This is a genomic window from Methylobacter sp. BlB1, assembly GCF_015476545.1.
Classification (GTDB): Bacteria; Pseudomonadota; Gammaproteobacteria; order Methylococcales; family Methylomonadaceae; genus Methylobacter.
Window position 1 is genome coordinate 193,670 of the sequence record NZ_JADMKV010000001.1, and the last position, 25,828, is coordinate 219,497.

The following is a 25,828-nucleotide window of genomic DNA, read 5'->3' on the forward strand; positions in this document are numbered from 1 at the left end:
CTACGTTATAGAGGAACTACAGCTTATCAAGAATAACAAGATCTTCCAGTCAAATGCCGATTGCAGCAATCTTCGCTCGAGTATAGTGGAACCGGTCACACAAATAAATTGGATATTTTGCGCATCAAAATAAAAAAATAAAAAACACTACTATACTTCTGACAGTGATTAGTTTTTTGACTGCTGAACATACGAGAGACAGGCTTTCAATTTATGCAATACATTCATAATCAAGTTTTCCGAGAGTTAATTCATGAGCTGGTTTAATCAAAAACAGAATGCTGTTCTTGGTGTTGATGTAAGTACAGCTGCAGTAAAGTTACTGGAATTGAGCAAGGTCGGGGCTCGTTACCGGGTCGAGAATTATGCGGTAGCGTCTTTGCCGCAAGACGCCATCATTGATAAAAATATCGCCAATATCGATGTTATAGCTGACGCCATAAAAGTTGCATTAAAGCAGTCCGGGTCAAAGCTCAAGCAGGCGGCTGTAGCAGTTGCCGGTTCGGCTGTCATGACAAAAATTATAACCATGCCTGCTTCACTATCCAGCGATGAAATGGAAGAGCAGATCATGGTTGAGGCTGATCAATACATACCTTATTCCCTTGATGAAGTTAATCTCGACTTTGAAGTGCAAGGCGAAAATGAAAATAATCCGGACATGGTCGATGTGCTGCTTGCCGCCTCAAGAAAGGAAAATGTGGACGACCGGGTTGAGGCATTAGCGAAAGCCGGTTTGAAGGCCAGAGTGGTCGATGTAGAGGCATTCGCAATGGAAAACGCATTTACATTGCTCGCCGATCAATTGCCGGATTCATTAGAAGGACGAACCATCGCCATCGCCGACATAGGGGCAACAATGGCCACCTTAAACGTTCTTCATGATTGCCGGACCGTATATACGAGGGAGCAAGGATTTGGAGGGAGGCAGCTGACTGAAGAGATTCAGCGCAGATATGGTTTGTCTTATGAAGAAGCCGGTTTGGCAAAAAAACACGGCGGATTGCCGGACAATTATGCCACTGATGTACTTGAGCCGTTTAAAAGGGCTATGGTGCAGCAAATTGCTCGGTCATTACAGTTCTTTGTCTCGTCAAGTGCGAATAGAGGCATCGACAGCATTATTCTGGCTGGCGGTTGCGCTTCAATTCCCGGTGTGGAAAAGCTGGTTGAACAAAGCTTAGGCGTGCCTACCTACATTGCCAATCCTTTCATCAACATGGCCTTATCCAATCGAGTGAAACCACAGGTATTGAGTAATGATGCTCCGGCAATGATGATTGCCTGCGGATTGGCATTAAGGAGCTTTGACTAATGACAAAGATCAATTTACTTCCTTGGCGCGAAGAGCTGCGTAAGCAAAAAAAGCAGGATTTTATAAATGTGATTGTCTTATCAGTTCTGCTCACGATTGCTGTTCTTGGGCTGGTTCACTTCTATATTGAAGGGCTGAAAGAATACCAGGAGCGAAGAAATAAAATGCTGCAGGATGAAATAGCGTTGCTGGACAAAAAAATTCAGGAAATCAAGGATATTGAAGAGAAAAAAAGCAAGTTGCTGGCCAAAATTGATGTGATTCAGCGACTGCAGGAAAGTCGCCCGGAGATCGTACATTTATTCGATGAAATCGCTCGAACGACACCTGAAGGCGTCTTTCTTACCAAATTCACCCAAACCGCATCCGACCTGACTTTTGATGGCAAGTCGCAATCGAACGCGAGAGTTTCTGCTTTCATGCGCGCGATAGATATATCGCCTTGGCTGCAAATGCCAAAGCTTGATGTGATTCAGTCGAAGGACAAAACCAATTCTGAACAGTTAAGTGATTTCACAATGCATGCGAAGCAGGGCAAGCAAAAGGCCGAAGACGTGAATGGGGAGGTGACCAATGAATCTGTCAGACATTAATTGGGATTTTAACGCGGCCGGCACATGGCCATCACCCATCAAGGCGGCAATCGTTTTACTGATATGTTCTGTAGTGGCCGGCGGAGGCATTTACTATGACACCGTTGACCAGTTAGAGGAGCTTGAAAATATTGAGCAGCAGGAGAAGGACTTAAGGCTCACGTTTGAAACGAAACAAAAAAAGGCGGTCAATCTCCAGGATTACCGGGATCAGTTAGCGCAAATTGAAGTTTCATTACATGAAATGCTCAGGCAGATGCCCACTAAGGAAGAAGTTGCAAGCCTGCTCATTGATATTTCACAGACAGGATTGGCGAGCGGCCTGGAATTCAGATTGTTTAAGCCGGCCGCTGCCGTGAACAAAGATTTTTACTCAGAGTTGCCGATTAATATTGAGGTAATAGGGAAATACGAGGAATTGGGCTTGTTTGTAAGTGGGGTGGCTGCTCTGCCCAGAATTGTGACCGTGCATGATGTCAATATTGTTCCTATCGATAAAAGCAAAGGCAAAGATAAAGACAAGTATGAAGCGGGAGACATGTTGATGAATGCGACGATAAAGACCTATAACGAAAACGTTGATAAAGCGGTCTCCAGCGTCAAGAAGAGAAGGGGGAAAAAATAATGGGACGCAAAGGTTTGCCATTATTGATTAGCAGGCGGACGGGTATACAGATAAGCTGCACCGTTTTTCTCATTCTATTGGCAGGGTGCGGAAATGACGATTTTTCAGATCTAAATCGTTATATCTCCGAAGTGAAAGCCAGGCCTAAAGGTCCGATTGAGCCATTGCCCGAAATTAAAGTTGTTGAGCCATTCATCTTTAAGCCGGAGGGGTTGCGTGACCCATTCAGGCCGCTGGAACAGACTGAGCAGGCGGATGGGGCGGATGTTGGAACAGGTAGCGGTATAAAACCCGATACTTCCCGTCGTAAAGAAGAGCTGGAGGCGTTCTCTCTGGACAGTTTAAGAATGGTGGGCACTGTGGTTATGAAGTCAGGTTTGTGGGGGCTGATAAAAGCAAGTGACGGTACGATTCATCGCGTTCGGGTTGGGAATTATATGGGAAAAAATTATGGAAAAATTATACGGATATCCAACGATAAAATTGAACTGACGGAAATCGTTCCTGACAAGCCGGGATCATGGCGCGAACAATCCGCTTCATTAGCTTTGTCAGAGTGATTTCGAGGATAACAAAATGAATAATAAACATAGTGACATTATGTTGAATAGAATGGGACGTTCCCTATGGGCGCGCATCGGCTTAAGCTTATTTTTATTTATATTCCAAATTGCAACCGCGCAAGCCGGTGGCGTGTCCGTTCAGGGTATAGATATCGCGACCTTGCCCGGCGATAAACTGCAGATACAACTGGAAATGAACGGTGCAGCCGTTGAACCTAAAGTCTTTCATACGGATAATCCTGCCAGGATTGCCCTGGATTTTCCTGGAGTGAAAAATGCGTTGGATAAAAAGGAATATCCGATAAACCAAGGGGCCGCACGTAACATTTACGTGGCGGAAGGCGCCGATAGAGTGCGTATCGTACTCAATCTGGTTGAATCCGTGCCTTTTGATACCAAAGTGATCGGCAATAAAGTGCAGCTTACTTTAACCAGCGCAAAAGCAGTTATGCCTGAACGGTCTGCTCCGGTTGTTCAAAAGCCTGCAACAACTTTAGTATCCAGTTTAATGCCTGAACAGGTTATCAGAGGACTGGATTTCAAGCGCGGAGAGAGAGGCGAAGGGCGCATACTGGTTTCTTTGGCAAATCCCAATACCATCGTAAACAGCAAGGAAGAAGGCGGGAAAGTTGTTATCAGTTTCCTGAATACGCAATTGCCGGGTAATCTGGAGAAAAAACTCGATGTATCCGATTTTGCAACACCGGTTAGGTCTATCGATGCTGTTTCGTCAAACAATGACTCCGCCATTACAGTGTCGCTACAGAATAGTCTTTATGATTATTCACTCTTTCAGTCAGAAGGATTATTGACTGTTGAGTTCAGACCAATAACTGCTGAAGAAAAAGAAGCGGTTGATAAAAAGAGAGCGAAATACACCGGTGACAGGTTGTCTTTGAATTTTCAGGAGATCGATGTTCGTAGCGTTATTGCGGTCTTGGCTGAATTTACCGGGCAGAATGTGGTTGCCGGCGACGACGTTACTGGAACCGTTACCTTGAAACTGGATGATGTGCCCTGGGATGAAGCTCTGGACTTCATCATGATGACCAAGGATCTGGAAAAGTATGAGACAGGCAATGTCACATTGATTGCGCCACAAGGCAAGATTAAGAAATATAAGGAAGAACAGCAAAAAACAGAGACTGTCGTTGAACAGTTAGAGCCTTTAGTAACCGAATACCTCAAAATTAATTATGCTAAAGCAGAGGACTTTAGAAACTTATTGTATGGGCAAGATGCCAGTGCCGTAGGTAGCTGTTCCCGTATTACCAAGTCAGAGCTTGAATCATCCGGCGGCAATCAAAGCCAAAATCAAGGTCAAAATCAATACCAAAATCAATTCCAAAACCCATTCCAGAACCAAGGTCAAGACCAAGGTCAAAATCAGGGCTTCGGAGACCTGGGAAATAATTCAGGCTCTAATAATGATCGCTTGGTGTTGCTCTCCGCTCGAGGATCTGCCGTTGTAGATTCAAGAACTAACACGCTGATTGTGCGCGAAACAGCAAAACGTCTGGAAGAAGTAAAAAAATTGATACGCAAACTGGATATTCCGGTGCGTCAGGTTATGATTGAGTCAAGAATCGTCATTGCATCCAATACATTTGCGAAAGAACTGGGCGTGAGGTTTGGTGTGGCAAAACAAGCCGAAGCCGGTTCCGGCAAGGTATTCGCTGTTGGCGGCCGGGGAACCCGAGGCAACGGCAATGCTCAAGTCGATGAGGATGGCAACATTGGTACGCTAAATGATGCGCTGGTGGATCTGGCTACAACGTCTAATCCTTATGGCGCTTTAGGCATGACCTTGGCAAGAGGTGCGGATTATGTGTTAAATCTTGAATTGTCGGCGTTGCAGGATCAAGGGCGCGGCGAACTCATCTCCAATCCGAGAGTCATGACCTCTGACCGCTGCCTGGCAGTGATTCAACAGGGCGCCAAAATTCCTTACTTGTCTTCAAGCGCTAATACCGGAACAAATACCGTATTCGTTGATGCTGTGTTGCAACTGGGCGTATTGCCTCAGATAACGCCTAACGGTAGCGTGATCATGGGCTTATATATCACTAAAAACACGCTGGGCGAAGAAGCGACAGAACTTGGCGACCGTATGATTGACAAGCGGGAACTTAGAACCAGTGTGCAAGTGAACGATGGCGAGACGGTTGTGCTCGGCGGCGTCTTTGAAGAAGAGATAAATAACGATACTAACAAAGTGCCGTTTTTTGCAGACCTGCCTGGCATAGGCTTCCTGTTTAAGCGTACATTCAATCAGGATGATAAAAGGGAATTGCTGATTTTCGTAACACCAAAAATTGTCAAAGACGCATTATCATCTTATTGATAGCTTCTACTTGGAGCAAAAAGGGGGCATAATGCCCCCTTTTTTTATGCTTAAATCTTAAAGAGTCAAGTAACTCATGACGCAATCAGAAAATATCTATTTAATTGGTCTCATGGGTGCCGGAAAAACCACTATAGGCCGGCAGTTGGCGAAGGCGCTCAAATTGCCTTTTTATGACAGCGATAAAGCGATTGAAGAAAGCACGGGCGTAGACATCTCTACTATTTTCGAATTTGAAGGCGAGGAAGGATTCAGGGATCGCGAACAGAAGATGATTCAACAGCTAACGCAAAAGGAAGGCATTGTGCTGGCTACCGGCGGCGGTGCAATTTTGCGGGAACAGAACCGCAAGCTATTGAAGGAAAATGGTTTTGTTGTTTACTTGCAATGCTCGGTGGAAAGAATTCTGGAAAGGACACGCAGAGATTCCCAACGGCCGTTATTACAGACTGATAACCCTAAAGGACGGCTAGAAAACTTGTTTGCACAGCGTGAGCCTCTCTATTTGTCATGTGCCGACTATAAAATTGACACCAGTGTGATGCAAAGCAAAACAGTTGTTAACCATATACTGGAAAAATACAGATCTGTTAATCGTTTACGTAAATGAAAAAATTACTTGTACAGTTAGACGACCGTAGTTATCCGATATATATAGGCTCCGGTTTATTGAACCGTCCGGAACTCTTAACTCAGCATATAAAATCCAGGCAGGTTCTGGTTGTTACTAATGAAACCATAGCACCATTATATCTGGATGCGATTTTAAAGAATTTGCAGAGCTATATTGTTGAAACGGTGGTTTTGCCGGATGGCGAGCAGTATAAAACTTTAGATTTTGTCGCCAGGATCTTTGATAAGTTACTGGCCGGCAAATTTAGCCGAAACGCGACCTTGATCGCTCTGGGAGGCGGCGTCATAGGGGATATGGGCGGCTTTGCCGCAGCCTGTTACCAAAGAGGCATTCCTTTCCTTCAAATACCGACAACCTTGCTGGCGCAGGTTGATTCTTCAGTGGGCGGAAAAACCGGTGTCAATCATGCGCTGGGAAAAAACATGATCGGTGCTTTTTATCAGCCGCAGTGCGTTATTGCCGATGCCGATGTATTGGATACACTGGATGACCGTCAACTGTCAGCGGGTTTGGCGGAAGTGATAAAATATGGCTTGATCAGGGATGCGGAATTTTTTGTGTGGCTGGAAAATAACATGGATGCGCTGCTGGCAAGAGATAAGCAGGCGCTTGCCTTTGCCATTGAACGGTCCTGTATCAACAAAGCTGAAGTTGTCGCTGAAGATGAAACAGAATCAGGGGTCAGGGCCACATTAAATTTGGGTCATACTTTTGGTCATGCAATTGAAACAGGCGTAGGCTATGGTCAATATTTGCATGGCGAAGCCGTAGCCATTGGTACCTGCCAGGCGGCCGACCTTTCCAGAAGAAAAGGCTGGCTGAATGACGAGGATGTGGCAAGAATAATGGCGCTTTTTAAAAGAGCCAAATTACCTGTCAATCCACCGGAAGAAATTGACTCGCAAAGATTCCTTGAATTAATGGCGGTTGACAAGAAAAATGTAGACGGTCAAATAAGGTTGATTCTGCTGAAGAAAATTGGTGAAGCAACCTTGCCGACAGACGTAAATCAAGAACTATTAGAAGTAACGCTTAAAACCTATGGTAGATAATGATACCTTTACGTATCATCTGAAAAAGTCGGCGGACAGACCAGTCGATACGACCGCTCGCTCTTTAATAACGCAGGAACGAACTCAGAAGCTTGAGTTGCTGACTCATCTGCTTGCCAACTTAACACAGCCTCTTATCATCTGCGGGCCGGAAGGCATTGGTAAAACCACTTTGCTGAGAGTCTTGCAAGAGCGCAAGGTGGACTCCTGGTTGTATTGTCCAATACAGGGCAATGCTGATTTAAGTTTTGAAAAAATTCAGGAGCACATGGCAAAGGCCATCACGCAGGATAAGTCTGACAAGCATGGTCTGGCTTTGGCTGCCGCCTTTGACCAGCATGAAAGCCAGAAGAGAAAGGTAATCCTGACCATTGATAATGCAGGTCAGCTAGTACCAGGTCTGGTAACGACAATTATTCAATATGCTGCCTTAAACCCTGCGTTAAGGGTGGTTTTTGTTTTGACGCATGATGAACTGCATATAAAAAGCAGATCGGACCGGGCTATTGATAATTGCTATTTTATAGAAATACCGCCTTTATCGGAAAAACAATGCGGCGAGTTTTTGCAGCATTTATCAACACAGCCCCGGGCGCAAATTTCATTTAATGCCATCAATGAGAACATGGTGGAGGCCATCTATAAGGAAACGCACGGCATTCCTGGGAAAATCATCGCTGAATTGCCCGCTTTGGCAAGCCATCCCAAACCTGGCGGCAATGCCAAATGGATACTGCCGGCTGCCGTAGTCGCATTGATTGCCGTAGCCCTCAGTGTGCAGTGGATGAGTTCGCTACCGCGTAAAGAAGATAACGCCTCTACCGGTTCTTCTGCTGGCCAGAAGATCGCTATTGAAATAGCGCCGCCATCAGCTGTAACTTCGACTGACAGCACCAAAAACGGACGATCTGTGCAACCAGTGCAAACACAGCCGCAACAGCAGAAACCGATCAATGAAAAGATTTTGACGCAGCCTGAAACGGAAGACGCGCTAGACGATCCAGACGCATTAGATACGCCAGAGGTGGCAGAAGATGTCTCTGAGGAAATGGATGCGGTTCCGTCCGACCATGACATGGAAAACAGAGGCGTTGCCAATGAGATTCAGCCAATAAACGACAAGCCTGAAAAGCCGGAAACAGATAAAATTACTAACAGTGCCGAACAGATTGAATCTAAAAAACCGGAAATCAGTGATAAGAAAAAAAATGTAGAGGATGCTATTGTTGCCCCTAAAGAGAAACAGGCAGCAAAGCCTGTCACTCAAGAAAGCGAAAAGCAACCGCCAGTCACCCAGACGGCTAATGGTTACACGCTGCAGCTCATGGTTTTATCCAAACAACAATCGGTAGCGGATGTGCTGAAAAAATACCCGTCGTTGGGGATTAAACAAAGCCGGAAAATAACCAATGGCAGGGAACTCTATGTCCTAATGTACGGTTCTTTTTCCAGTGCGGCGCAGGCGATTCAGGCCCGGAATTCACTGCCGCCAGAGTTTCGCAAAGCCATACCTGTAAAAGTGGGTGCAATTAAATAAAGACCTGTGAACCTCGGCGGACAAAAATTGAATAGTTGAGCGGCAGATCTTTCGAATTTCTATGCTTCAGTGTGTTTAGGATAAACAGCATTCTTTGAGTGTTAGTATCTTGGGACTGAAGATAAATCTAAACCGGAAAAATCGATATAAAGCAATGACAGAATTAAAAAACGACACCTTGATCAGAGCTCTTTTAAAGCAACCTGTTGATCGAACGCCGGTCTGGATGATGCGTCAAGCGGGACGATATCTGCCTGAATATAGGAAAGTCAGGGAGCTGGCCGGCAGTTTTTTAAATCTGTGCACCAATCCTGAGCTGGCGTGTGAAGTCACTTTGCAACCGTTGCGGCGGTTCGATTTCGATGCGGCCATTCTGTTCTCCGATATATTGACTGTTCCTGATGCAATGGGGCTGGGGCTTTATTTCACGGAAGGCGAAGGCCCTAAATTTAAAAATCCGGTAAGAACGGCTGCAGATATCAACAAATTGCCGATTCCAGATCCGGAGGTGGAACTGCGCTATGTGGTGGATGCCGTTCGACTGATAAGAAAATCGCTGCAGGGCAATGCGCCGCTCATCGGATTTTCGGGCAGCCCTTGGACATTGGCCACTTATATGGTTGAAGGCGGCAGCAGCAAAAGTTTTCAAAAGGTCAAAGGCCTGATGTATGAGCAGCCCAAGTTAATGCATGTCATGCTCGATAAATTGGCTCAGTCGGTAGCGACCTATTTAAATGCCCAGATTGAAGCGGGTGCCCAGGCTGCCATGCTGTTTGACACATGGGGAGGAATGCTGACTTCTGAAGACTATGCCGAATTCTCCTTATATTATGCCAAGCAGGTCAGATCATTGCTGAAAACCAATATAAACGGGCAGCAGATTCCGACAATTTTATTTACCAAAGGCGGAGGCCTCTGGCTGGAAGCCATGGCTGAGTCCGGTTATGATGCGCTGGGCCTGGATTGGCAGACAGATATACAACAGGCTCGCGCCCGAGTTGGTGATCGAGTGGCTCTGCAAGGCAATATGGACCCGGTTTCACTCTATGCGACTCCTGAAATTATTACTGAAAAAGTAAAAACCGTTTTGCAAAAATATGGTTCGGGTTCAGGGCATGTGTTCAATTTGGGGCATGGAATTCTGCCCGATATTAATCCGGATCATGTTAAGGCAATGGTGGATGCTGTACGCAAGTACAGCCCTGCATATCATCAAGCATAATTTTTCAGACAGCGCTTTTTTGCTGGATTGACCGGTTTGCTTGACTGAAAAACAACAATTTCTTCAAGCAACCGGAAATAAAATGGATACAAAAAAAATTCGTTTGGTCTTAAGGTTAAGATTTTCTTAGCGCATGAGATTCTTTAAATAGAAGACTTAAAAGCAGGGTTTTTGAATTTATCCGCTATCTAGAGTTCTGTTGGTGTAATAAAAATGCAGAACAGTTATGGACGACTTATTTCTTGAAAAACCGAAAAAACATTTGGCTGGTCAACAAAGAACTGTGGTCAAGCTCATCGGTAATGAAGTTGGAAGATTAAGGGGTTATATTATGAAGTTGTTAAATATATTTCTGGCAATAGGATTGCTTTTTGTAAATGCCGGTGTGAAGGCTGAGAATGTTGAATCGGCCAAGCCTGTTGACATTGTGGTTTACAGAAGTCCTACATGCAGTTGCTGTGGAAAATGGCTGGAACATCTGAAACAAAATAACTTTAATGTCAAAGATATTGTTACCGATGAAGTTCAGGCCATAAAAGGCAAGTATGGCGTGCCAAATGAAATGGCTTCCTGCCATACGGCTCTGGTTAATGGCTATGTTATTGAAGGGCATGTGCCAGCCAATGATATCAATGCACTTTTGAAAACGAAGCCGAAGGTGGTCGGCATAGCGGTTCCAGGCATGCCGGCCGGTACGCCCGGCATGGAAATGGGCGGCAGAAAAGATCCTTATCAAGTGGTAAGCTTCGATAGCGAAAAGCATTACCAGGTATTCAACAGTTACGAGAACAAGTGATGATCCTCGCCGGCGATATAGGTGGCACCAAAACAATCCTGGCATTATATGAAGTTGAAGGCGGCAACTGGCACTGTGTCAAAAAAGAACAGTTCCCCAGTTCCGCCTATCAGAGCTTCAACAAAATACTGGATTTATTTTTAAGCGATGCTGAGCCTATTCAAGTATCGGCAGCTTGTATCGGCGTGGCCGGCCCCATAGTGGACGGTAACTGCACAACAACCAATCTTCCGTGGGTATTAATTAAAACCGAAATCGGCACCCAATTGCGTACCCAGAATGTCAAATTGTTAAATGACTTGGAATCCACCGCATGGGGTGTGCTGGAAATGCCCGAACATAATTTCGTCGGGCTTAATCCGCACGCAGAGCCGCGAGAAGGCCATCTAGCCATTGTGGCGGCGGGCACGGGCTTGGGTGAATCAATAATTACATGGGATGGTGCAAAGCATTATGTCATGGCAACAGAAGGCGGCCATACGGATTTTGCACCTGGCACGGAGCAGGAAATAGCGTTACTCCATTACTTAAGGGAAAAATATCCCGAGCACGTCAGTTATGAAAGATTGTTGTCCGGCGAAGGACTGATAAATATTTATCAATTTCTTAAAAAAAATGATTGGGCATCGGCTCAACCCAATATTGAGCAACAAATGACCGAGCGCGATCCGGCTGCAGTTATCGGTGAAGCCGGAGTTGCTGGAAGCGATGCGTTATGCGTGGAAGCATTAAACATTTTTTGCAGGATATACGGTGCAGAGGCGGGTAATCTTGCGCTTAAGTGCCTGCCCTATGCCGGCGTTTATCTGGCCGGCGGAATAGCATCGAAAATTTTACCTTTTCTACAAAAGGGAGCATTTATGCAGGGTTTTCTGGCTAAAGGGCGATATTGTCCAGTGCTGGAAAAAATACCTGTTAAAGTTTGCACCAACCCTGAAGCGGCTCTTTTAGGCGCGGCAAGCTATGCCATAAAACAGCTGAACGAAAATAATTGATAAACAATGAAAATCGGCATTCCTAAAGAAATTAAAGAAAAAGAAAGCAGGGTTGCTATTACGCCTGAAGCTGCCAAGTATCTGATACAAAAAGGACATTCTGTTCTGGTTGAGGTCGATGCCGGGCTGGGGTCCGGTTTTAGCAATGCTCAATATGAGCAGGCAGGTGCGCAGCTGGTTTCTGCCGCTACTGCCTGGGCTGCCGATATGGTTGTAAAAGTCAAGGAGCCTCTGGAGCCAGAATATCAGTATCTGGATAGACAAATTGTGTTTACCTTTTTTCATCTGGCCGGCGTGTCGCCTGCATTGACTTTGGAGCTATTAAAAAAAGGCACAACCGCAATTGCTTATGAAACGCTGGAAGATGAACAAGGGCGATTGCCAATCCTTGCGCCGATGAGCGCTGTGGCCGGTAACATGGCGACATTGATGGGCAGTTATTATCTTGCCAAATTCAATCAGGGAAAGGGAATACAGTTAGGCAAGGTATTGGGTAGACGGCATGGCAAGGTTGTCATCGTTGGCGATGGTGTGGTTGGCCAACATGCCGCGCAAGTTGCCTGTGCGATGGGAGCTGATGTATTTGTTGCGGGCATAGAATTAGCGATGATGCAGAAACTGAAAGAAACCGTGTTGCCGGAAGTGAATTTTTTTCTGTCCAATAAAGAAAATATCGAGAAGCACATTATAGACGCCGATTTAGTGGTAGGGGCTGTGCTTTGCCGTGGAGCCAAAGCGCCTAAAATAATCAGCGAAAATATGATCAAATCAATGGCCGAAGGGACGGTTGTTGTCGATGTCAGCATCGACCAGGGCGGATGCATAGAGACATCAAGGCCTACAACGCATTCGGATCCGGTCTTTATAAAACATGGTGTGATACATTACTGCGTAACCAATATGCCTGGCGCTTATCCAAGAACATCAACTATCGCGTTAGTTGATGCTACGCTACCGTATATTGCAAAGATAGCAGACGCTGAGTTGTCATCTTTAAAGATTGACAGAAAACTCGCCAAAGCAATTAATGTATTTAATGGTAAAATCACATGCAAAGCAGTGGCAGAAGGGCTGGGAATGATGGACCAGTATCAGCCATTAAATTAGCTTTTAAGCTTCTTTATAATTTTCTTCCTAAAGCCGATGTAGCTCAGTCGGTAGAGCAACTGATTCGTAATTAGTAGGTCGCGGGTTCGAATCCCGCCATTGGCTCCAATTAAAACAAAGGCTTATATTGATGTATAGGCCTTTTTTATTGACATTGTTACTTAAAAATACGTTTTGGTCTGGGTTGTGATCTGGGTTTGCTTCAATTCTGAAAAAATGATGTCATAACCTAATACTCAAGCTAGCTTGACGATTGGCAGTAAGACGGGATCATCTAAAGCTTGATAGGATTACCTATGGCTTAGTAGTTTATTTACTTCATTGAACCAGCTTTCTCGATGCATAACTCTCTTTTTATGCAAATTACCGTTTAAGATTTCGGCTTTGGTTAGTGTAGATAAATGCTCCCAATTTTCTTCAAAAATATATGTAGCATTATTTGTTTGATTACTTTCTAAGATGTACAGATTTTTTTCTGGAAATCCAAATATAAGATAGCCATAGAATCCTGCTTTTCCTAGTGCCACAAATTCTGGGTCATGTAAGTTTATTGATTCAAACCGCTTATCAATGACAGCCTTATTTCCGTCGGTTGTAGATTCTCTGAGTTTTTCAATAAATTGCTTCAATTCGCTCCAAGGTCTTTTGCCTTGGGGTAGAACATCCCAATGTAGCTTTCTAATAGGCGCTCTAATGATTGATTCGAGATTTTTATTCCTTATTTCACAAAAGCTAAATGCTTCTAAGAACATATTAATTGCATGAAGTAGTTTCCTTTCATTTTCTCTTGTATATGCCAAAAAGGCCGATACAATCAATTTGGTGCCGTCATTATGTGTTGCGATACTAAGTTCTAAGGCAGGGGGCTCAATAAAAGTTCGAGGATATCTTTGATAAGGTATATCGACAATCTTTGATTTTTCTACGGTGTCATATCTACCTCGAAACTCAGTCCACTTCCATTCCTGCTGTCGATAAGCTGTTTCCATAGGTTGGTCTTTGTGGATGATATATTGCCCATCTGAGTTAAATTCAGTGATCGGACCTACAATAGCTGGTAAGACAGTTTCACCTGGGGCAAAATTTTCACTGAATCCAATTTCTATTGCCCTATTGACGTCGACTTGATTAAGTGGAGCAACCAAAACAACGTCCTGGCCTTCTTCAAGGCCTTTGGTATATTTATCCAGATTTTTAATTCGTTTTTTATTGATTAGCATTTTTATTAATTCTTGTTTTTTCCAAAAGACTTTCCTCCATGTCGTATCGTATTAATCATTAACGGACGCTGACGAATCCGATAGATGATCAACAAATGTATAACGAACGTACGTTTTTAGCTCGAGAAGACTAACGCCTGCCATAGTCTTTGCAGAAATGGCCAACTTGTTAATATGAACCTGATATCTTTCAGCTAATTTTGCGCGGGTTATCTTTGTCTCTTTGGCATTAGGATCACTAACTTCATCTTCAAAAAGATGTTTTGTTAATTTATTTTTAAAGTCTTCAGGATCTGCGTCCTCATAAGTGACCAACATTACTTCGAGTAAATAAGGGGCTGGCATTTCTCCAAGAAGCCCTTTCCATTCCTCATCAGTATATGAGCTAATGGATATATAAATGCCATATAACTGTTCATGATATTTGGTGAGCTTTTCTTTAAGCACATCCTCTATCTTTGATTTACGCAAAGCAAAATTAAAATCATCTGGAAGAGCTAAACGTGTATAACTTCTCCCCATCCAGCCTACAAAATTATCGAGCCATTTTTTCTTTGACCAACCGATTTCAATATTCTGGTCGACGTCGCGCACATGAAATTTTGGAGCAGGCAATTTTGCTAATAGAGCCCGAGGCAACCACTTACGTCTCTGTATATCAAGTTCCAGCGCTTTGATTTTCTCTTCAAATTGCACCTCAACATGAAGAATCCGAGGATCATCACCCTTGCTCATTCTAGGATGGCACTCTTCAATCTCACAAGCAGCCACGACTTCAAAAACAGGCACTTTTTCAAAATTAGAATTATAGATGTTGCAAGCTTGTGTAGTAATTATCCACCAATCAACATCTTTGCAATCTTTTAAATAATTTTGAATATCACCAGCAGATATTAGAGAGCCTTGCCACCATTTACATTTTATAATTTTATCTAGTAAAAGAGCTGAGTCTAATGGCTCAGCCAAGATCGGTTCTTTTATCAAATTCTGCAAGGTGAGCTTCTCCGAACTGAGGGTTTATTTTTCGCATCGGACCAGTTGAGGCAATGATTCTACTAGACAGCTCATCCAGTTTCTCAGTAAGAGCCCTTTGCAGAGCCTCAGCATCTATATTGTCATTGCCAAATACCATGCGGAATGATTTTCCAGAGACGGGAATATTCCACACGGCTTTTAATCTTGTTAAATCAACTTCTGGAGAAACTTCGTTCAATACATTGATAAGTATCTCCATACGGTTTATCGCAGTACGACGTGGCTCAGTTCCTTCATACCAGTCATAGACCGTTTTACGAGTAACACCAAACAATTCGGCTAATTGAGTAATTGATAGAGCAAGGCGATCTTTTATCAAATCCAAACGCTCAGCAATAGCAACAGGCTGTGAATTAGATGTTTCTTGTGATGTTTCAGTATATTGATTATCGCTCAGCTTGACGATAACTAGTCGCCCATCGACAAACAAAACATAACCGCATTCTATTTTTGATATTTGAGTTGTTTTGTTAATATGCAATGAAGATGATGTTGTTCTTCCCCATCCAGCCAGCACATCGGCGCTAGGCTGTAATACTGTCAATGATGACAGCGCAGCATTATGGATATCCGCGGCGACCATAGTTAAAATTCCCCTTTCCATGTTTTAAATGCATAATCCGTGCATACGGAATCATGCCGGAAAAATTTATTTGCGGTTTGATGTAAAACATCAAGTTGTTTCAAAACTACATCCTTATCCATTCGCGTAGGTGTCGTGTAAACCTTATAAGCATCTATATCTAATAGAATTCCATTTTTCAGAGTATCAAGTTTAAGCGGACTACCTGGCTCTAAGCTCATGGAAAGAGTACTGATTATGTCTTCTGGAACAGCGAGAGCATCTGGCTGGCTAGTACAACGCACTCGCAAATCATAGTCTCCAGACTTATACGATCCAACATAGATACATCCGACATCAGTAAATCCCGGAAAAGTAGGAGTTAATAGTCGATCAGTAATGTAATTCGCATGCTCTTCTCCGTCTTTTATTTTTATGTGATCCACATAGCGAACACCAGTGCTTATCACATCAATAAAACGCATGTGTTTCAAGAGAATGCTTAAACATCTATCCAATACAGCTTCAAAGTCGATATAAGAAGTGTATTTCTTGGAAAAAATAAGTAGTTGATCTGGCGCTAAGTGTATGCCTAATGATCGATCACTCGATAGAAGCATCCATAAGGTCGTCACACTTTCACTTTGCATTCCAGAAATACCACCATGAGATACACTCTGAACCTGTATGGTCTGAATTAATGGAGTACAATCACGTAGCTCATCATGAATTTCATCGATCTTTTTAGCCAGAAGTGGCCATGCAGCAAAGCGGATTGACGCCAATGTGTATACAAGTGGAGAGTTTGGAAGAATACCACTTCGATCTGTCATAACGATGACCGCCTATCTATGAATAGTTAAGTTTTTGACTACTAGTGCTGAAATAAGTATACACGTAACTAAACACTTAACATAAATTTTTCCATCATACCGATGAAGTTTTGATGGATAAGCAATGCAGTAATATGGCTGAAAGTCAGCAATCAAGAATTACCTTGCTGCTACAGAACTCAACAATTTTCGATGGAAATATTTGATACTTGCCGATAATTCTTTAAAAAATAACAAAATAAAACTGACTATTCGTTTCTTAAAAAACATAAGCCTAAGAAGAATTCTTGGCTAACAAATACAAAGAAACCTGCGCATCAATTGCGTTATTTTTTGCTTTGTGATGATTCTTCCCGCTCAAACCACTCCTCCTCGCCCGCGCTGTTTTTGCAATTTTTTTTCAAATTGAAATGAGCTTTGAATTCATAAGTGCTAATGAATCTATGAAACAGTACGGCTTAAGCTGCATCAATTCTGGGCTTAAGGCTTGCTACGTGTTAAAAAAGCGGCTGTTCTGCCAAAACCGAGTTATTCAAAAATTGCAATAATTTGAAACTAATTGCCAACATTATTACCTATTTTGCGATCAGTTTTATCATGAATAATGGGATAAGCGTTTGTTTTATAGGGCTTTAAAAAATTCACTAAATGAATTGATGAAATTTTTTGCCTTGCTGTTTTTTACATCTAACGGCTTAAGATCACTTTCATAAAATTTTTCAATTATTTGTTTTTATTAAAAAAACAGCCGGCAATATTCACATTGGCTTATTGATTTAATTAGAAAACGCTTTGCACAATTTGGCACTAAAGAGCAGTTGCAGATTTAATACTTGTTGCGATTCTGGATCCGCGTCTAGCCCTATCCACCCTTTTAACCAGTCTAAAGGGAATCAGTTCATCGGCTGTTTCCCTCTATCAGATTAAGCCTGTTTCATGGTGTTCGCCTTGCCAGGAAAGAGGGTTACAGTTTGCTCCCTACCCCATATAATTTTCCAAAAAAGGTTGTAAATGATTTGTCATTTTGTCAGGAATTCTCTGTAGCCATTGTTTTTACTGGCTTTATTGGCTGACAAAACTATGACAAAACACTGACAAAATCTGCCAAAATGCCTTGGTTTTGTCAGGACTGGGCTTAGCGCTCCGCTCAGACTGGTAAAATTAATCGTCCGTATCATTTAAAAAATGATTCTTTTCGCAAAAAAAACCGGGATAACTCCCGGTTTTTTTTATTTGTCGGTCATTGCTGTCAGCGGTAGATTGAATCTGTTATTGCGCCTTCAGAAAGTCAACGTCGCAAATTGGTGATGTGTAATCGATGACATTCAACTTTTTCAAGCGGTCGAATACAGACGATAGGTGGTCGTGCAGATTGTTGAAGGTTTTGTAATCGATAGCCTTAGTGCCGTGCGTTTTTCGATACCGATAGGCTATAAACTGCTCAGGACCTAACTGACTGGCCACCGGATTTTTAAGTTCGTCGGCCATCTGCATCAAAGCTCGCCGACGGCTGCGGCCGTCGGCCAGGTTGATTCCGTGGTAACTGTGCCAAATCTCGATCAGCTCTTTCAGTGTTCGCTTATCCGCGTTCTGTTCGTACCGGGCTCGATGATTGGCTATATACTCATCCTCAAATATCTTGGCGGCTTCGTGTGATTCAAAACCGCCGCGCCTAATCCTGGGCATTCTTTTCCGATCAACTTGAACAAACCATTTGCCATTCTGATCTTGATTAACGGCCACTGTTCATCCCTCCCTTTATGCGCCTTCAATCATAGCGGTAATGCGCTGCTGTGCTTCGGATAAGTCGGGCAAGCCTTTATCACCAAATATTCTACAGAAAAGCGTTTTACCAATGTCCATGCTCGTCACTTTTTCTAAGTTCAATTTTTGAGAGATATCGATAGCGAATCCGTTATCTGAACGGTTCTTCGCCACTATAGCTATGACCAGTTTTTCCAACTGATCGCCGGCTGCCAGAATCAGCGCATTGGCGGATTGCTCAATCAAATCTTCAACAATTTTGCCTTTGACGAAATGCAATTCGTCTGTTTTACGCGATAAATCGGATTTCAAAACATTCATGGCCTTGTTTTTGTAATCCAACTCCTCCCTCAAGACTGGCAATTCACTCCGCATTTCAGCAACCATGCTTTTTTGAGCCTTAAACTCTTCTAACGTCATGGATGGCCTGATAACCTTGCTGGGCCTTGAAAACCTAACCTCATCAATTTCTAATTGTTTTGTGATTTGTTCGATCCTTGTTTGGGTTTCGGTAATGCGCTGTTTAAGGCCTTCAATATCAGCTTGTTTATCAGTGATTGTCTGCTTCAGCTCGTTAATGCCGGCCTTATGGTTAAAATATTTAGTTTGATAATCAGTTTGTGTATTCATTGAGTTTTCTCGCTTATTTTAAATATCGTGCTGCCTGACCACCCTAGGCAGCACAGAATCAAGGTTTTATTAAATGCAGTTGTATGGATTGGCTGGGCTGTTTATTACCGATTCCAGCTCGCGCAAAGCTTGCCCAAGCTGAAAAACGTTTTGATCGCTAGGATCGGATTTAGCCGCCATTTTTTGATACTCATTTTTGATGAGCCTAAATTCATAGGTTGCAGACGAATAGTCATCCATACTAAGTTTCTTGCTAAAGCAGCCAGTTAGTTGTTTGGTCGTTTTTTGCAGCCTGGTTAAAAGCTCATTTGTTTTTTCGTCTTTGTTCATAATTGTTTTCCTAACAATAAAAGTAATTAATTGACTTTATTCATCTTTTTAAATTGATTGCTTTTAGTACCTAGTGCGTTGTTTCCTCCTTGATGTTGATTTATTGTTTCTAAAGAATTGCCCGTTTTAACCGCCGTAACCGCCTAAAAAGCCGAAAGCCTTATTACACAAGGGGTTGAGCGCGGGCGGATACAATTTATAACCGCCGTATTAGGGCGCTTAAATCGCCTTAAGGCGTTTATGGCGCTTATTTATTCAAGTTTTCTATCCGGTATTCGCGGTTTCCAAAATCATATTTAATAATTTCAATACCCATCTTTCTGAAATTGGGCATCAGTCGCTTAATGGCATTATTTAAGCCCTTTGGAGATTGGGGCCATGCCTTTGAACGCACCTGTCTTTCTCCGGCAATATCTTCCAATGCAGCCATGAATTCAGTAGGTTTTCCTATCCATTTTTTACGGTCAGACATTAAAGCCATGACTGCGCTACCTATTGGAGAAGAATCAATACCCAGCTCAACAGCCAGCATTTGGTTCTTAGTGTGTGCATTGATAAAAGCGCCTTCCATATTTAAACCACGTTCACAGGCTGTTACCCATTGAACGACATCAGCCATTCTTGGTTTTTCCGTTAGCTTGATTTGGTCACGAAATTTAAGTCCCGAACTTATAGCGCGATATAAAGCCGCCTGAATTTTTGGGCGGTCCTTCTCGAATGATTGCCAGAATTCCAATTCTGATTTACGCTCCTTATTGCTTATAACAGGCAAATTGATAATGAATGAACGGTCTGCCAGATCCGGCCTTGTGGCAATGTCATCAATACCATTGCACAAAATAGGCCTTTGCAAATCGATAAGGAACTGTTCACTATCTGTATATAAGGCTCTAACATCTATGCCGCCACCTGTTGACAATCGGCACATACAATCAGCCAACTCAGGACTTAAACCACTTAGATTATCCAAAACAACACAATGCGTATTAGCGGCTGATACCATTAGATCTCGGCTATCCCGCGGCGGGTTTCTGAGTAAAACGCTAGAAGGGTCAACTAATAAACGTATTACTCTGCTGGTTGTGCTTTTACCTGTCCCTTGCTCACCTTGCAGGATTAAAATTGGGTATGGTTTTACACCAGCGAGCGCACAGAAAAGCCAACCATAAACAAGCGGCAATTCTTCCTCGCAAACATTAATATATTTGCGGATCAAACCAATATCCCCGCTATCACTAGCCTGTGACAATTCCGTCATACCGTTTTTGCGGATAAACTTTACATGTGCTTCTGTCACAGTTTCCAAGCCATTGCGGTCTATTTTTACAATTTTCCTTTTACTGCATCCCTGATCGATATAAACAGTGTGGCTGTCATTATCATGAAAAACCCGGATAGCTACAGTTTTCAGTTCTCCATCATGCTTGGCGGCTGCTTCCAATGTATTAACGGCATCTGTGATTGCTGTGGCATTTGCCCCTTTTTCAATCAACTTATAAAGCCGATGCCCAAGATATTCCCGGTAATCCCGTGAGCGGATTTTATAAAGTATGCTTATGCCATCAATTTTGACTTCGGCATATGCATCTTGGTTTTCATCATGAAACAAGGCTGCTTGCTGTCCAATCTCAATTAATAAGGTTGCCTGTGATTTCTTTTTGCCATCTGAGTCATATAAAACAATGTCCGTATTCGCTGCCCGTGCCGCATCACTTGAGACTTTGGCTATCTCAGGCTTTTTATGCTCTTCTGCCGATGGATAAATGGCATTATCGAGATTGAATTTGGGCGCTTTTTTAGCCACCTGGGGTTTGGTTTCCGCTTGCTGGCTTGATGATCCGTTCATTGTTCGGTTCCTGCCTCAGTCAATACGTCATTCCAATCCTTGCCTGCTTGATCGGGGATCAGGTAGGAACCGCCCACGGCCAGCGCCGCAGCTCGCGCCTTAAGCTGGCCTGTGCCGGATTCGTCATTGTCGCCAGCTATAATAAGCTGATGATGTGGCAATAATGCCTTGATCGTCTTAGCCACTGGCTCAAGATTGCCAGCATCAAGCGCCACCACGACAAAAAGCCCGGTGTCTTCGTGCAGACTGGCCCCAGTGGCCCAGCCTTCGCAGATCAGCGCCTTCTGGTTGCCAACCGTTGAGCCTATTACGGAAAAACAGCCTTTCTTTCTGCCGCCTGGTAAAAACCGCTTGGTTCCATCTGGGTCGATGAATTGCAAATTCACCAATTGCCGCGCTTCGCCGTAAATAGGGATAACCAGCGCCTTGCTGTAAAGCCGGGCCTTGTGTGGCTGAATAGCCTTTTTAACCAGGTATTGATGTTCGCTTGGGTTGGTAATGGGCTTTGATCTCGCCCAGATCCGCCGCGCTGTCGCTGCCGCCCGTCTTTGGCGGTTTTGCTGCTCGATCTCGCGCTTTTGGCGTTTGGCGTCGATCTCAGCCCGGTCTTGTGCGGATAATTGAACTGGCTGGCCTTCCAGCTTCCATAAATGTTTTATGCCTGGCTGCGTCCAGATTCCGAAGGAACCAGCGGGATGGCCATCAGGATAAAGAATGGCCCAGCCGTTTTTAGTGCCGGGCTTGTCGCCGTCAATATGAAATCTGTGCTTTTTGCCGTCAGCAGGAACGATATACTGCGTATTAATGCCAGCATCAAGCATAGCGGTTTTAAACGCTTCTTCTACGTTTTTCATTGCATACTTCCTTGTCGGTAATGCAATACTCGTAATTTCGGTTATAATTACCGCGCTGAGGACGAGTATTGAAAAACCGACATATCAATTAAGTTGAGTGCCGGTTTTTTTATGCCTGTTGGTTTCTTACGGCTTTATGAAAATTCTTAACAGTAAGCCGTATATCGGCAATGTCCCGTACAACTGAATCGATAGCCCCGCAAATACTCTCACTGTCAGAAAGGCTATCATCAGCAAACTGATTGCACAGCAGATAAATGACACCCATGGCTTTTGTTATGGATCGCTCGATATTGGCAAATGCCCTATGGCCGTCCGGTGCATTCTTATGCTGATCTATTTCCCACACGGGCTTAAACGCATCAATGAAAGCTGCGATATCTTTGATATCCATTGAAACGGTGGCGAAAGAGTAATAGAGCGATTCATCATCCAAGCGGCTGCATGAACTAGCGGCGAACTGGCATTTCAACAGGCTCAATATGCTACAAACTTTTAGCGCCGTGTAATCGATGGTCTCGGTTACACACCAGAGATTGATGCCGCCTAATAACGGCGCCCAACGATGGCTAAAATCCGGGGTTAAAGCGGCTTGGCTTAATGAGTCGGGGCTATGGTTTGGTTCGTTTTGATTGATTTCTAAAATTGGCATAGTGTAGCCCCAGTTATTTTGTTGATATTTCTTCTAATTGTTTGGCTTTTGGCCCTTGATTATTCAGGCTATCGCTAGAGGCTTCTTGAATAATGGCTTTGATTTGTTGTTCAATCTTAAACAGGGCTTCATCATTCCAGCCTTGAACATGACGGCAATGAAGGATTTGATGAAAGAGCCTGAAAGCTTCAGCATCCAGCTTTATTAAATCGTACAGGCTATGTTCAAAAGGTTGGTTTCTATAGGCGCTGATGAAAGCATCAGCAAGGTATTGGCCTGAATGGCCGCCTTGAGTGATGCGCTTAAGTAATAGCTCAGCTTCTAACGCTAAAGGCTGTATGCCTCGCCTCTGCTCTTGCTGCCTGATAAGTTCATCAAGTGAAATTTTGCGTGATTGGTTGATTTGAAAGCTCATTGCTCGCCCTCCATCGCCGCTATGGCCGCGTGCAGCTGCTTGGCCGCATCGAAGAGGGCTTGGGCATCCTCAACCATTGCTAGGGCGCTTTTCAGGTTGGGCTGTTCAAAGACAGTCAGCATTTTGAGCGAACCTTTTACCGCTCGATATCGCCTTTCAAGTAATTGGATGTGCTGCTTAGTGACTTGGCTGTTATTGCTGTATGAGTTCATGCCGCACCCCTACCATACAAAACGTGAAAATTTAATGACTGTAGCGGGGACTTCGGTAACCAGAGCGGCTGCCTGAGCAAATGTTAAGTCCTGACAGATTAATTGCCGGCCTTCGGTTGTGCGTTTAACCAGATTAAAAAGGGAATATTTGTATTGGCTTGATTTATTAGCCGGATTTTGGGCGTTACGCATAGCGGTGGCTCCTTTGAAGATGGATAAACCGCTGCCCTTTGGTCTCAATCGCTGGGCGGCGGACTGCATTGGGTTGAGACTACCGGCAAAGGATCCGGCCAAACCTTGTTTAAGGGTTTGCCCAATGCAGCCCTCCATAACAGAATGCAAACGGCGCAATACCGTCTGTCTTTTTGATGGGCATAAAAAAACCACTGTAGAAAGTGGCCTGTTGTGGCCTTTGTGCGGGGTCTCAATCCCGACTTTCGTTTTTTGCGAAAGCAGGTGCAGCATAGCGGCATGCATAATATGTGTCAATAGCTGAATCATTTAGCCCTGCTAATTTTCTCGGCTAAAGACAATATATCTTCAGTACGCCAGGCATTTTGCCTTTTGCCTAATCCAGTTTTGAAAGGCTTAGGATAAATCCCTGCCTTAACACCTTTTAACCAAGATGTTCTGCACATCGGAAAAATAGGTGTTATCCCTTTTTTCTTCGTTGTTGGACAATTACAGATATGCCAGATGAAAAGATAGACAGGTAGGCGTTCTTGGCGCCGTAGCGTTGATTCGGATAGTTGCGGTTGTTTTGCGGTTTGCTCTATTTGTTCTTGTTGTTCTTGCATTTCTGTACATCCAAGTAGTTAAAAAAAACTGTTGGCGTACTTTATGCAGGAAAAATAGTTATGTGCAGGTGGAACAGTTCTAGGTGTTTACGGATTTAAGAATGGGTACGTTCTATGTAAGCCGCATGGAATCAGGCTTTAAGGGGTGGGTAGGTTTTTTAATCAGAAGAAGGAGCGCCGCCGTTTTTATCTGGGTTCACTAGAGTAGCAATGCGTTTTTTAGCTTCTGATGACAAGCTCTTATGATAGGTTTCCAACCATTTTTCTATTAAATGTTTCCGGCTTCCTCGTTTTGGTTTTTCTGGAGTACATTCAAGAACTTCAGTCCAAGCTCGAATTGCAATATTCAATTCTTCACTAAACATCGGGTGTTTAGGGTCAAGATATGCTGGATGACTATCAGATAAAGCAGCGTCTATATATTTTGTTTTAACTAATCTATCAGTATTGGCTGTGGTTTCTGTATTGGTTGAATCGCCTAATTCCAATCGGTCCACATGGTCTAGCTCGGGATGCAGTATATAATGAAGTTTATCTTTAATATCAGGCTCGGAATTTTTATATTTTTTAATTTTAAAATAATACCTTCCGTTTCCCTCTATTTCCGGATCTGGTGGTCTTACTGCACCATAAATCTTAATGTCAGCTGGCAAAGGCCATAGCGTATCAACAAAGCCGAGGTTAAATTCATCAAATTTTTGATTCAGCTCCTTATGTCTCTGCTTTTTTTCTGTATACCGCTTTTCATCGTCCTCACTTAACATAAAAGTGCCAACGACTTCATTGTATGGGTATATGCGCCACCATCTACGGTTATAACTGTCATATTCTATATAACAGACAAGATCGCTATGGGGATAGTCTTGGCCTTGGTTATTTTTAATAAACCACTCACCATGCCCATTAAAAAACACCGGGATCATAAACACTCCGTCAAAGTGAAAGCCGTCAAGAAAGGAAAACCGGAAGCAGGTCGACGAAACCCGCTTGTTGCCCCGTCGGGCTATCCGGTCAAGACTGATTATAATAGATGAGTTTTAGCTGGGCCATTCCTAAAGGCTTATCTGATAAATAATTAAAAATATGAGGAGTTTTTGATATGAAAGTCGTCTGCCCGTTCTGTTTTCACAAAGCGTTGATTACCTCGCGCAATATTCTCAACGATGATAAAACCATATCCGATTTATATTGCAGTTGCACCAATACCAAGGACTGCGCGGCAACTTTTGTTTATACACTCGCTTATAAACACGTTCTCAATCATCCTGTCCGTACTACGGCAGAAATGGCGTTTAATTTAGTCAATACTCTGACCAAGGAAGAAAAAGCATCTCTCCGGCGCGATTTATTGCCTGATCCGGCTTAGCATCGATCAGCAATGCCAGGCTGAGCGTTCATGACAGATGATGCCGGGCTTGATGCTGATCCGGCATAACCGCCGCTGATCCGTCATTGCCGGCGCTCCTGCTCGCCCATTGGCCGCGACCTGATACCGGCCTATGCTTCAAACTGCCCAGCCTGGTGCCGGCTTCCTTGCCTGGATCCCGGTTCGGCCTTGATGTCGGCCTTCCGGCTCGATGTCCGCCCGAGCCGGCGATCGGCCACCAATGCCAGGCTGAGCGTTCGCTGCTTTGCTACCAAAAAATTTATCTATTCTATTGAAAGAACATTTAACAGCCGTATTGCCATCAAGATAAAAACGCCAAATAGAGGTAGTTAAGCGCTTAAAGTTAGGCGGTTACGGCGGATGAGTTTTTAACCGCCTTGCCTTTATTCTTTATGTGGTAATGACTCTGGCGTTTAAGGCGGTTACGGCGGATTTATATAAAAGATTTCTAAAACCATAATTAATATCTTAATTAACAATGCCCAGGTTGGATCATGCTTATATGGCG

28 protein-coding genes and 1 tRNA gene are annotated in these 25,828 nt (G+C 43.6%); 14 read left to right on the top strand and 15 right to left on the bottom strand.

Annotated elements, in window-relative coordinates; translation table 11 throughout:
- Positions 1-253 precede the first annotated feature (253 nt).
- From IT781_RS00895 to IT781_RS00955, 13 genes are all read left to right on the top strand, one after another.
- Positions 254-1,315 carry a pilus assembly protein PilM gene (locus IT781_RS00895; protein WP_194968236.1) on the top strand — a complete coding sequence of 354 codons (1,062 nt, stop codon included), beginning with the start codon at positions 254-256 and terminating at the stop codon, positions 1,313-1,315.
- Positions 1,315-1,908 (top strand): PilN domain-containing protein, encoded by a 594-nt coding sequence (locus IT781_RS00900; protein WP_194968237.1) that lies wholly within the window; start codon positions 1,315-1,317, stop codon positions 1,906-1,908. The genes IT781_RS00895 and IT781_RS00900 overlap by 1 nt, the downstream gene beginning before the upstream one ends.
- Positions 1,889-2,533, top strand: a complete 645-nt coding sequence (locus IT781_RS00905) for a type 4a pilus biogenesis protein PilO (protein WP_194968238.1) — start codon at positions 1,889-1,891, stop codon at positions 2,531-2,533. Before IT781_RS00900 ends, IT781_RS00905 begins: the two co-directional genes overlap by 20 nt.
- On the top strand, positions 2,533-3,093 hold the full coding sequence (locus IT781_RS00910; protein WP_194968239.1) for a pilus assembly protein PilP: 561 nt from the start codon (positions 2,533-2,535) through the stop codon (positions 3,091-3,093). Before IT781_RS00905 ends, IT781_RS00910 begins: the two co-directional genes overlap by 1 nt.
- 16 nt (positions 3,094-3,109) lie before the next feature.
- Positions 3,110-5,440: a type IV pilus secretin family protein gene (pilQ, locus tag IT781_RS00915; protein ID WP_194968240.1), complete on the top strand. Its 2,331-nt coding sequence runs from the start codon at positions 3,110-3,112 to the stop codon at positions 5,438-5,440.
- Between the two features lie 76 nt (positions 5,441-5,516).
- Positions 5,517-6,050 carry a shikimate kinase AroK gene (gene aroK / locus IT781_RS00920; protein WP_194968241.1) on the top strand — a complete coding sequence of 178 codons (534 nt, stop codon included), beginning with the start codon at positions 5,517-5,519 and terminating at the stop codon, positions 6,048-6,050.
- Positions 6,047-7,126, top strand: a complete 1,080-nt coding sequence (gene aroB / locus IT781_RS00925) for a 3-dehydroquinate synthase (RefSeq protein WP_194968242.1) — start codon at positions 6,047-6,049, stop codon at positions 7,124-7,126. The genes aroK and aroB overlap by 4 nt, the downstream gene beginning before the upstream one ends.
- Positions 7,116-8,663 (top strand): ATP-binding protein, encoded by a 1,548-nt coding sequence (locus IT781_RS00930; RefSeq protein ID WP_194968243.1) that lies wholly within the window; start codon positions 7,116-7,118, stop codon positions 8,661-8,663. The genes aroB and IT781_RS00930 overlap by 11 nt, the downstream gene beginning before the upstream one ends.
- 154 nt (positions 8,664-8,817) lie before the next feature.
- Entirely contained in the window at positions 8,818-9,885 is a 1,068-nt protein-coding gene (hemE, locus tag IT781_RS00935; RefSeq protein ID WP_194968244.1) for a uroporphyrinogen decarboxylase, read from the top strand.
- Positions 9,886-10,111: 226 nt separating this feature from the next.
- A complete protein-coding gene (locus IT781_RS00940; RefSeq protein ID WP_370526863.1) occupies positions 10,112-10,681 on the top strand; it encodes a DUF411 domain-containing protein in 570 nt (189 codons plus the stop codon).
- Entirely contained in the window at positions 10,681-11,676 is a 996-nt protein-coding gene (gene glk, locus IT781_RS00945; protein ID WP_194968245.1) for a glucokinase, read from the top strand. The genes IT781_RS00940 and glk overlap by 1 nt, the downstream gene beginning before the upstream one ends.
- Before the next feature lie 6 nt (positions 11,677-11,682).
- Entirely contained in the window at positions 11,683-12,783 is a 1,101-nt protein-coding gene (ald, locus tag IT781_RS00950; RefSeq protein WP_194968246.1) for an alanine dehydrogenase, read from the top strand.
- Positions 12,784-12,815: 32 nt separating this feature from the next.
- Positions 12,816-12,891 (top strand) — tRNA-Thr (locus IT781_RS00955).
- Positions 12,892-13,073: 182 nt separating this feature from the next.
- Here the strand turns inward: IT781_RS00955 and IT781_RS00960 are convergent.
- The 15 genes from IT781_RS00960 to IT781_RS01030 all read right to left on the bottom strand — a co-directional run bounded on the left by IT781_RS00960 (position 13,074) and on the right by IT781_RS01030 (position 24,856).
- Complete coding sequence (locus IT781_RS00960; protein WP_194968247.1) at positions 13,074-14,003, bottom strand: hypothetical protein; 930 nt, start codon at positions 14,001-14,003, stop codon at positions 13,074-13,076.
- Between the two features lie 51 nt (positions 14,004-14,054).
- The gene (locus IT781_RS00965) at positions 14,055-14,996 is read right to left on the bottom strand and encodes a hypothetical protein (protein WP_194968248.1); all 942 of its coding nucleotides are present in this window, start codon (positions 14,994-14,996) and stop codon (positions 14,055-14,057) included.
- Positions 14,962-15,642, bottom strand: a complete 681-nt coding sequence (locus IT781_RS00970; RefSeq protein ID WP_194968249.1) for a hypothetical protein — start codon at positions 15,640-15,642, stop codon at positions 14,962-14,964. Before IT781_RS00970 ends, IT781_RS00965 begins: the two co-directional genes overlap by 35 nt.
- Positions 15,624-16,433 (bottom strand): TIGR04255 family protein, encoded by an 810-nt coding sequence (locus tag IT781_RS00975; RefSeq protein WP_194968250.1) that lies wholly within the window; start codon positions 16,431-16,433, stop codon positions 15,624-15,626. The genes IT781_RS00970 and IT781_RS00975 overlap by 19 nt, the downstream gene beginning before the upstream one ends.
- Positions 16,434-17,702: 1,269 nt before the next feature.
- Positions 17,703-18,119, bottom strand: a complete 417-nt coding sequence (locus tag IT781_RS00980) for a hypothetical protein (RefSeq protein WP_194968251.1) — start codon at positions 18,117-18,119, stop codon at positions 17,703-17,705.
- A 72-nt stretch (positions 18,120-18,191) separates the two neighbouring features.
- Positions 18,192-18,827 (bottom strand): hypothetical protein, encoded by a 636-nt coding sequence (locus IT781_RS00985; RefSeq protein ID WP_194968252.1) that lies wholly within the window; start codon positions 18,825-18,827, stop codon positions 18,192-18,194.
- Between the two features lie 69 nt (positions 18,828-18,896).
- Positions 18,897-19,157 (bottom strand): hypothetical protein, encoded by a 261-nt coding sequence (locus tag IT781_RS00990; protein WP_194968253.1) that lies wholly within the window; start codon positions 19,155-19,157, stop codon positions 18,897-18,899.
- Positions 19,158-19,404: 247 nt separating this feature from the next.
- Positions 19,405-21,003 (bottom strand): hypothetical protein, encoded by a 1,599-nt coding sequence (locus IT781_RS00995; protein ID WP_194968254.1) that lies wholly within the window; start codon positions 21,001-21,003, stop codon positions 19,405-19,407.
- Positions 21,000-21,857 (bottom strand): toprim domain-containing protein, encoded by an 858-nt coding sequence (locus tag IT781_RS01000; protein ID WP_194968255.1) that lies wholly within the window; start codon positions 21,855-21,857, stop codon positions 21,000-21,002. The genes IT781_RS00995 and IT781_RS01000 overlap by 4 nt, the downstream gene beginning before the upstream one ends.
- Positions 21,858-21,966: 109 nt before the next feature.
- Entirely contained in the window at positions 21,967-22,509 is a 543-nt protein-coding gene (locus tag IT781_RS01005; protein ID WP_194968256.1) for a hypothetical protein, read from the bottom strand.
- 13 nt (positions 22,510-22,522) lie between these two features.
- Entirely contained in the window at positions 22,523-22,924 is a 402-nt protein-coding gene (locus tag IT781_RS01010) for a hypothetical protein (protein ID WP_194968257.1), read from the bottom strand.
- Entirely contained in the window at positions 22,921-23,136 is a 216-nt protein-coding gene (locus tag IT781_RS01015) for a hypothetical protein (protein WP_194968258.1), read from the bottom strand. Before IT781_RS01015 ends, IT781_RS01010 begins: the two co-directional genes overlap by 4 nt.
- A gap of 9 nt (positions 23,137-23,145) precedes the next feature.
- The gene (locus IT781_RS01020; RefSeq protein ID WP_194968259.1) at positions 23,146-23,637 is read right to left on the bottom strand and encodes a hypothetical protein; all 492 of its coding nucleotides are present in this window, start codon (positions 23,635-23,637) and stop codon (positions 23,146-23,148) included.
- Complete coding sequence (locus tag IT781_RS01025) at positions 23,634-23,933, bottom strand: hypothetical protein (protein WP_194968260.1); 300 nt, start codon at positions 23,931-23,933, stop codon at positions 23,634-23,636. The genes IT781_RS01020 and IT781_RS01025 overlap by 4 nt, the downstream gene beginning before the upstream one ends.
- Positions 23,934-24,091: 158 nt before the next feature.
- Positions 24,092-24,856 carry a hypothetical protein gene (locus IT781_RS01030; protein WP_194968261.1) on the bottom strand — a complete coding sequence of 255 codons (765 nt, stop codon included), beginning with the start codon at positions 24,854-24,856 and terminating at the stop codon, positions 24,092-24,094.
- 176 nt (positions 24,857-25,032) lie between these two features.
- Between IT781_RS01030 and IT781_RS01035 the strand changes: the two genes are divergently transcribed.
- Positions 25,033-25,299 (top strand): ogr/Delta-like zinc finger family protein, encoded by a 267-nt coding sequence (locus IT781_RS01035; RefSeq protein ID WP_194968262.1) that lies wholly within the window; start codon positions 25,033-25,035, stop codon positions 25,297-25,299.
- Positions 25,300-25,828 lie beyond the last annotated feature (529 nt).

What these genes read in the sequence shown, in the direction of transcription:
- IT781_RS01030 (WP_194968261.1), bottom strand. Translation starts at nt 24,856, where the DNA reads ATGATCCCGGTGTTTTTTAATGGGCATGGTGAGTGGTTTATTAAAAAT.
- IT781_RS01015 (WP_194968258.1), bottom strand. Translation starts at nt 23,136, where the DNA reads ATGAACTCATACAGCAATAACAGCCAAGTCACTAAGCAGCACATCCAA.
- IT781_RS00930 (WP_194968243.1), top strand. Translation starts at nt 7,116, where the DNA reads ATGGTAGATAATGATACCTTTACGTATCATCTGAAAAAGTCGGCGGAC.
- IT781_RS00940 (WP_370526863.1), top strand. Translation starts at nt 10,112, where the DNA reads ATGGACGACTTATTTCTTGAAAAACCGAAAAAACATTTGGCTGGTCAA.
- IT781_RS00995 (WP_194968254.1), bottom strand. Translation starts at nt 21,003, where the DNA reads ATGAACGGATCATCAAGCCAGCAAGCGGAAACCAAACCCCAGGTGGCT.
- IT781_RS01020 (WP_194968259.1), bottom strand. Translation starts at nt 23,637, where the DNA reads ATGATTCAGCTATTGACACATATTATGCATGCCGCTATGCTGCACCTG.
- IT781_RS01005 (WP_194968256.1), bottom strand. Translation starts at nt 22,509, where the DNA reads ATGCCAATTTTAGAAATCAATCAAAACGAACCAAACCATAGCCCCGAC.
- IT781_RS00970 (WP_194968249.1), bottom strand. Translation starts at nt 15,642, where the DNA reads ATGGAAAGGGGAATTTTAACTATGGTCGCCGCGGATATCCATAATGCT.
- IT781_RS00900 (WP_194968237.1), top strand. Translation starts at nt 1,315, where the DNA reads ATGACAAAGATCAATTTACTTCCTTGGCGCGAAGAGCTGCGTAAGCAA.
- IT781_RS01000 (WP_194968255.1), bottom strand. Translation starts at nt 21,857, where the DNA reads ATGAAAAACGTAGAAGAAGCGTTTAAAACCGCTATGCTTGATGCTGGC.
- IT781_RS01035 (WP_194968262.1), top strand. Translation starts at nt 25,033, where the DNA reads ATGAAAGTCGTCTGCCCGTTCTGTTTTCACAAAGCGTTGATTACCTCG.
- IT781_RS01025 (WP_194968260.1), bottom strand. Translation starts at nt 23,933, where the DNA reads ATGCAAGAACAACAAGAACAAATAGAGCAAACCGCAAAACAACCGCAA.
- IT781_RS00985 (WP_194968252.1), bottom strand. Translation starts at nt 18,827, where the DNA reads ATGAATACACAAACTGATTATCAAACTAAATATTTTAACCATAAGGCC.
- aroK (WP_194968241.1), top strand. Translation starts at nt 5,517, where the DNA reads ATGACGCAATCAGAAAATATCTATTTAATTGGTCTCATGGGTGCCGGA.
- IT781_RS00990 (WP_194968253.1), bottom strand. Translation starts at nt 19,157, where the DNA reads ATGAACAAAGACGAAAAAACAAATGAGCTTTTAACCAGGCTGCAAAAA.
- IT781_RS00980 (WP_194968251.1), bottom strand. Translation starts at nt 18,119, where the DNA reads ATGCCCAGGATTAGGCGCGGCGGTTTTGAATCACACGAAGCCGCCAAG.
- IT781_RS00960 (WP_194968247.1), bottom strand. Translation starts at nt 14,003, where the DNA reads ATGCTAATCAATAAAAAACGAATTAAAAATCTGGATAAATATACCAAA.
- IT781_RS00975 (WP_194968250.1), bottom strand. Translation starts at nt 16,433, where the DNA reads ATGACAGATCGAAGTGGTATTCTTCCAAACTCTCCACTTGTATACACA.
- IT781_RS01010 (WP_194968257.1), bottom strand. Translation starts at nt 22,924, where the DNA reads ATGAGCTTTCAAATCAACCAATCACGCAAAATTTCACTTGATGAACTT.
- IT781_RS00895 (WP_194968236.1), top strand. Translation starts at nt 254, where the DNA reads ATGAGCTGGTTTAATCAAAAACAGAATGCTGTTCTTGGTGTTGATGTA.
- hemE (WP_194968244.1), top strand. Translation starts at nt 8,818, where the DNA reads ATGACAGAATTAAAAAACGACACCTTGATCAGAGCTCTTTTAAAGCAA.
- pilQ (WP_194968240.1), top strand. Translation starts at nt 3,110, where the DNA reads ATGAATAATAAACATAGTGACATTATGTTGAATAGAATGGGACGTTCC.
- ald (WP_194968246.1), top strand. Translation starts at nt 11,683, where the DNA reads ATGAAAATCGGCATTCCTAAAGAAATTAAAGAAAAAGAAAGCAGGGTT.
- IT781_RS00910 (WP_194968239.1), top strand. Translation starts at nt 2,533, where the DNA reads ATGGGACGCAAAGGTTTGCCATTATTGATTAGCAGGCGGACGGGTATA.
- glk (WP_194968245.1), top strand. Translation starts at nt 10,681, where the DNA reads ATGATCCTCGCCGGCGATATAGGTGGCACCAAAACAATCCTGGCATTA.
- IT781_RS00905 (WP_194968238.1), top strand. Translation starts at nt 1,889, where the DNA reads ATGAATCTGTCAGACATTAATTGGGATTTTAACGCGGCCGGCACATGG.
- aroB (WP_194968242.1), top strand. Translation starts at nt 6,047, where the DNA reads ATGAAAAAATTACTTGTACAGTTAGACGACCGTAGTTATCCGATATAT.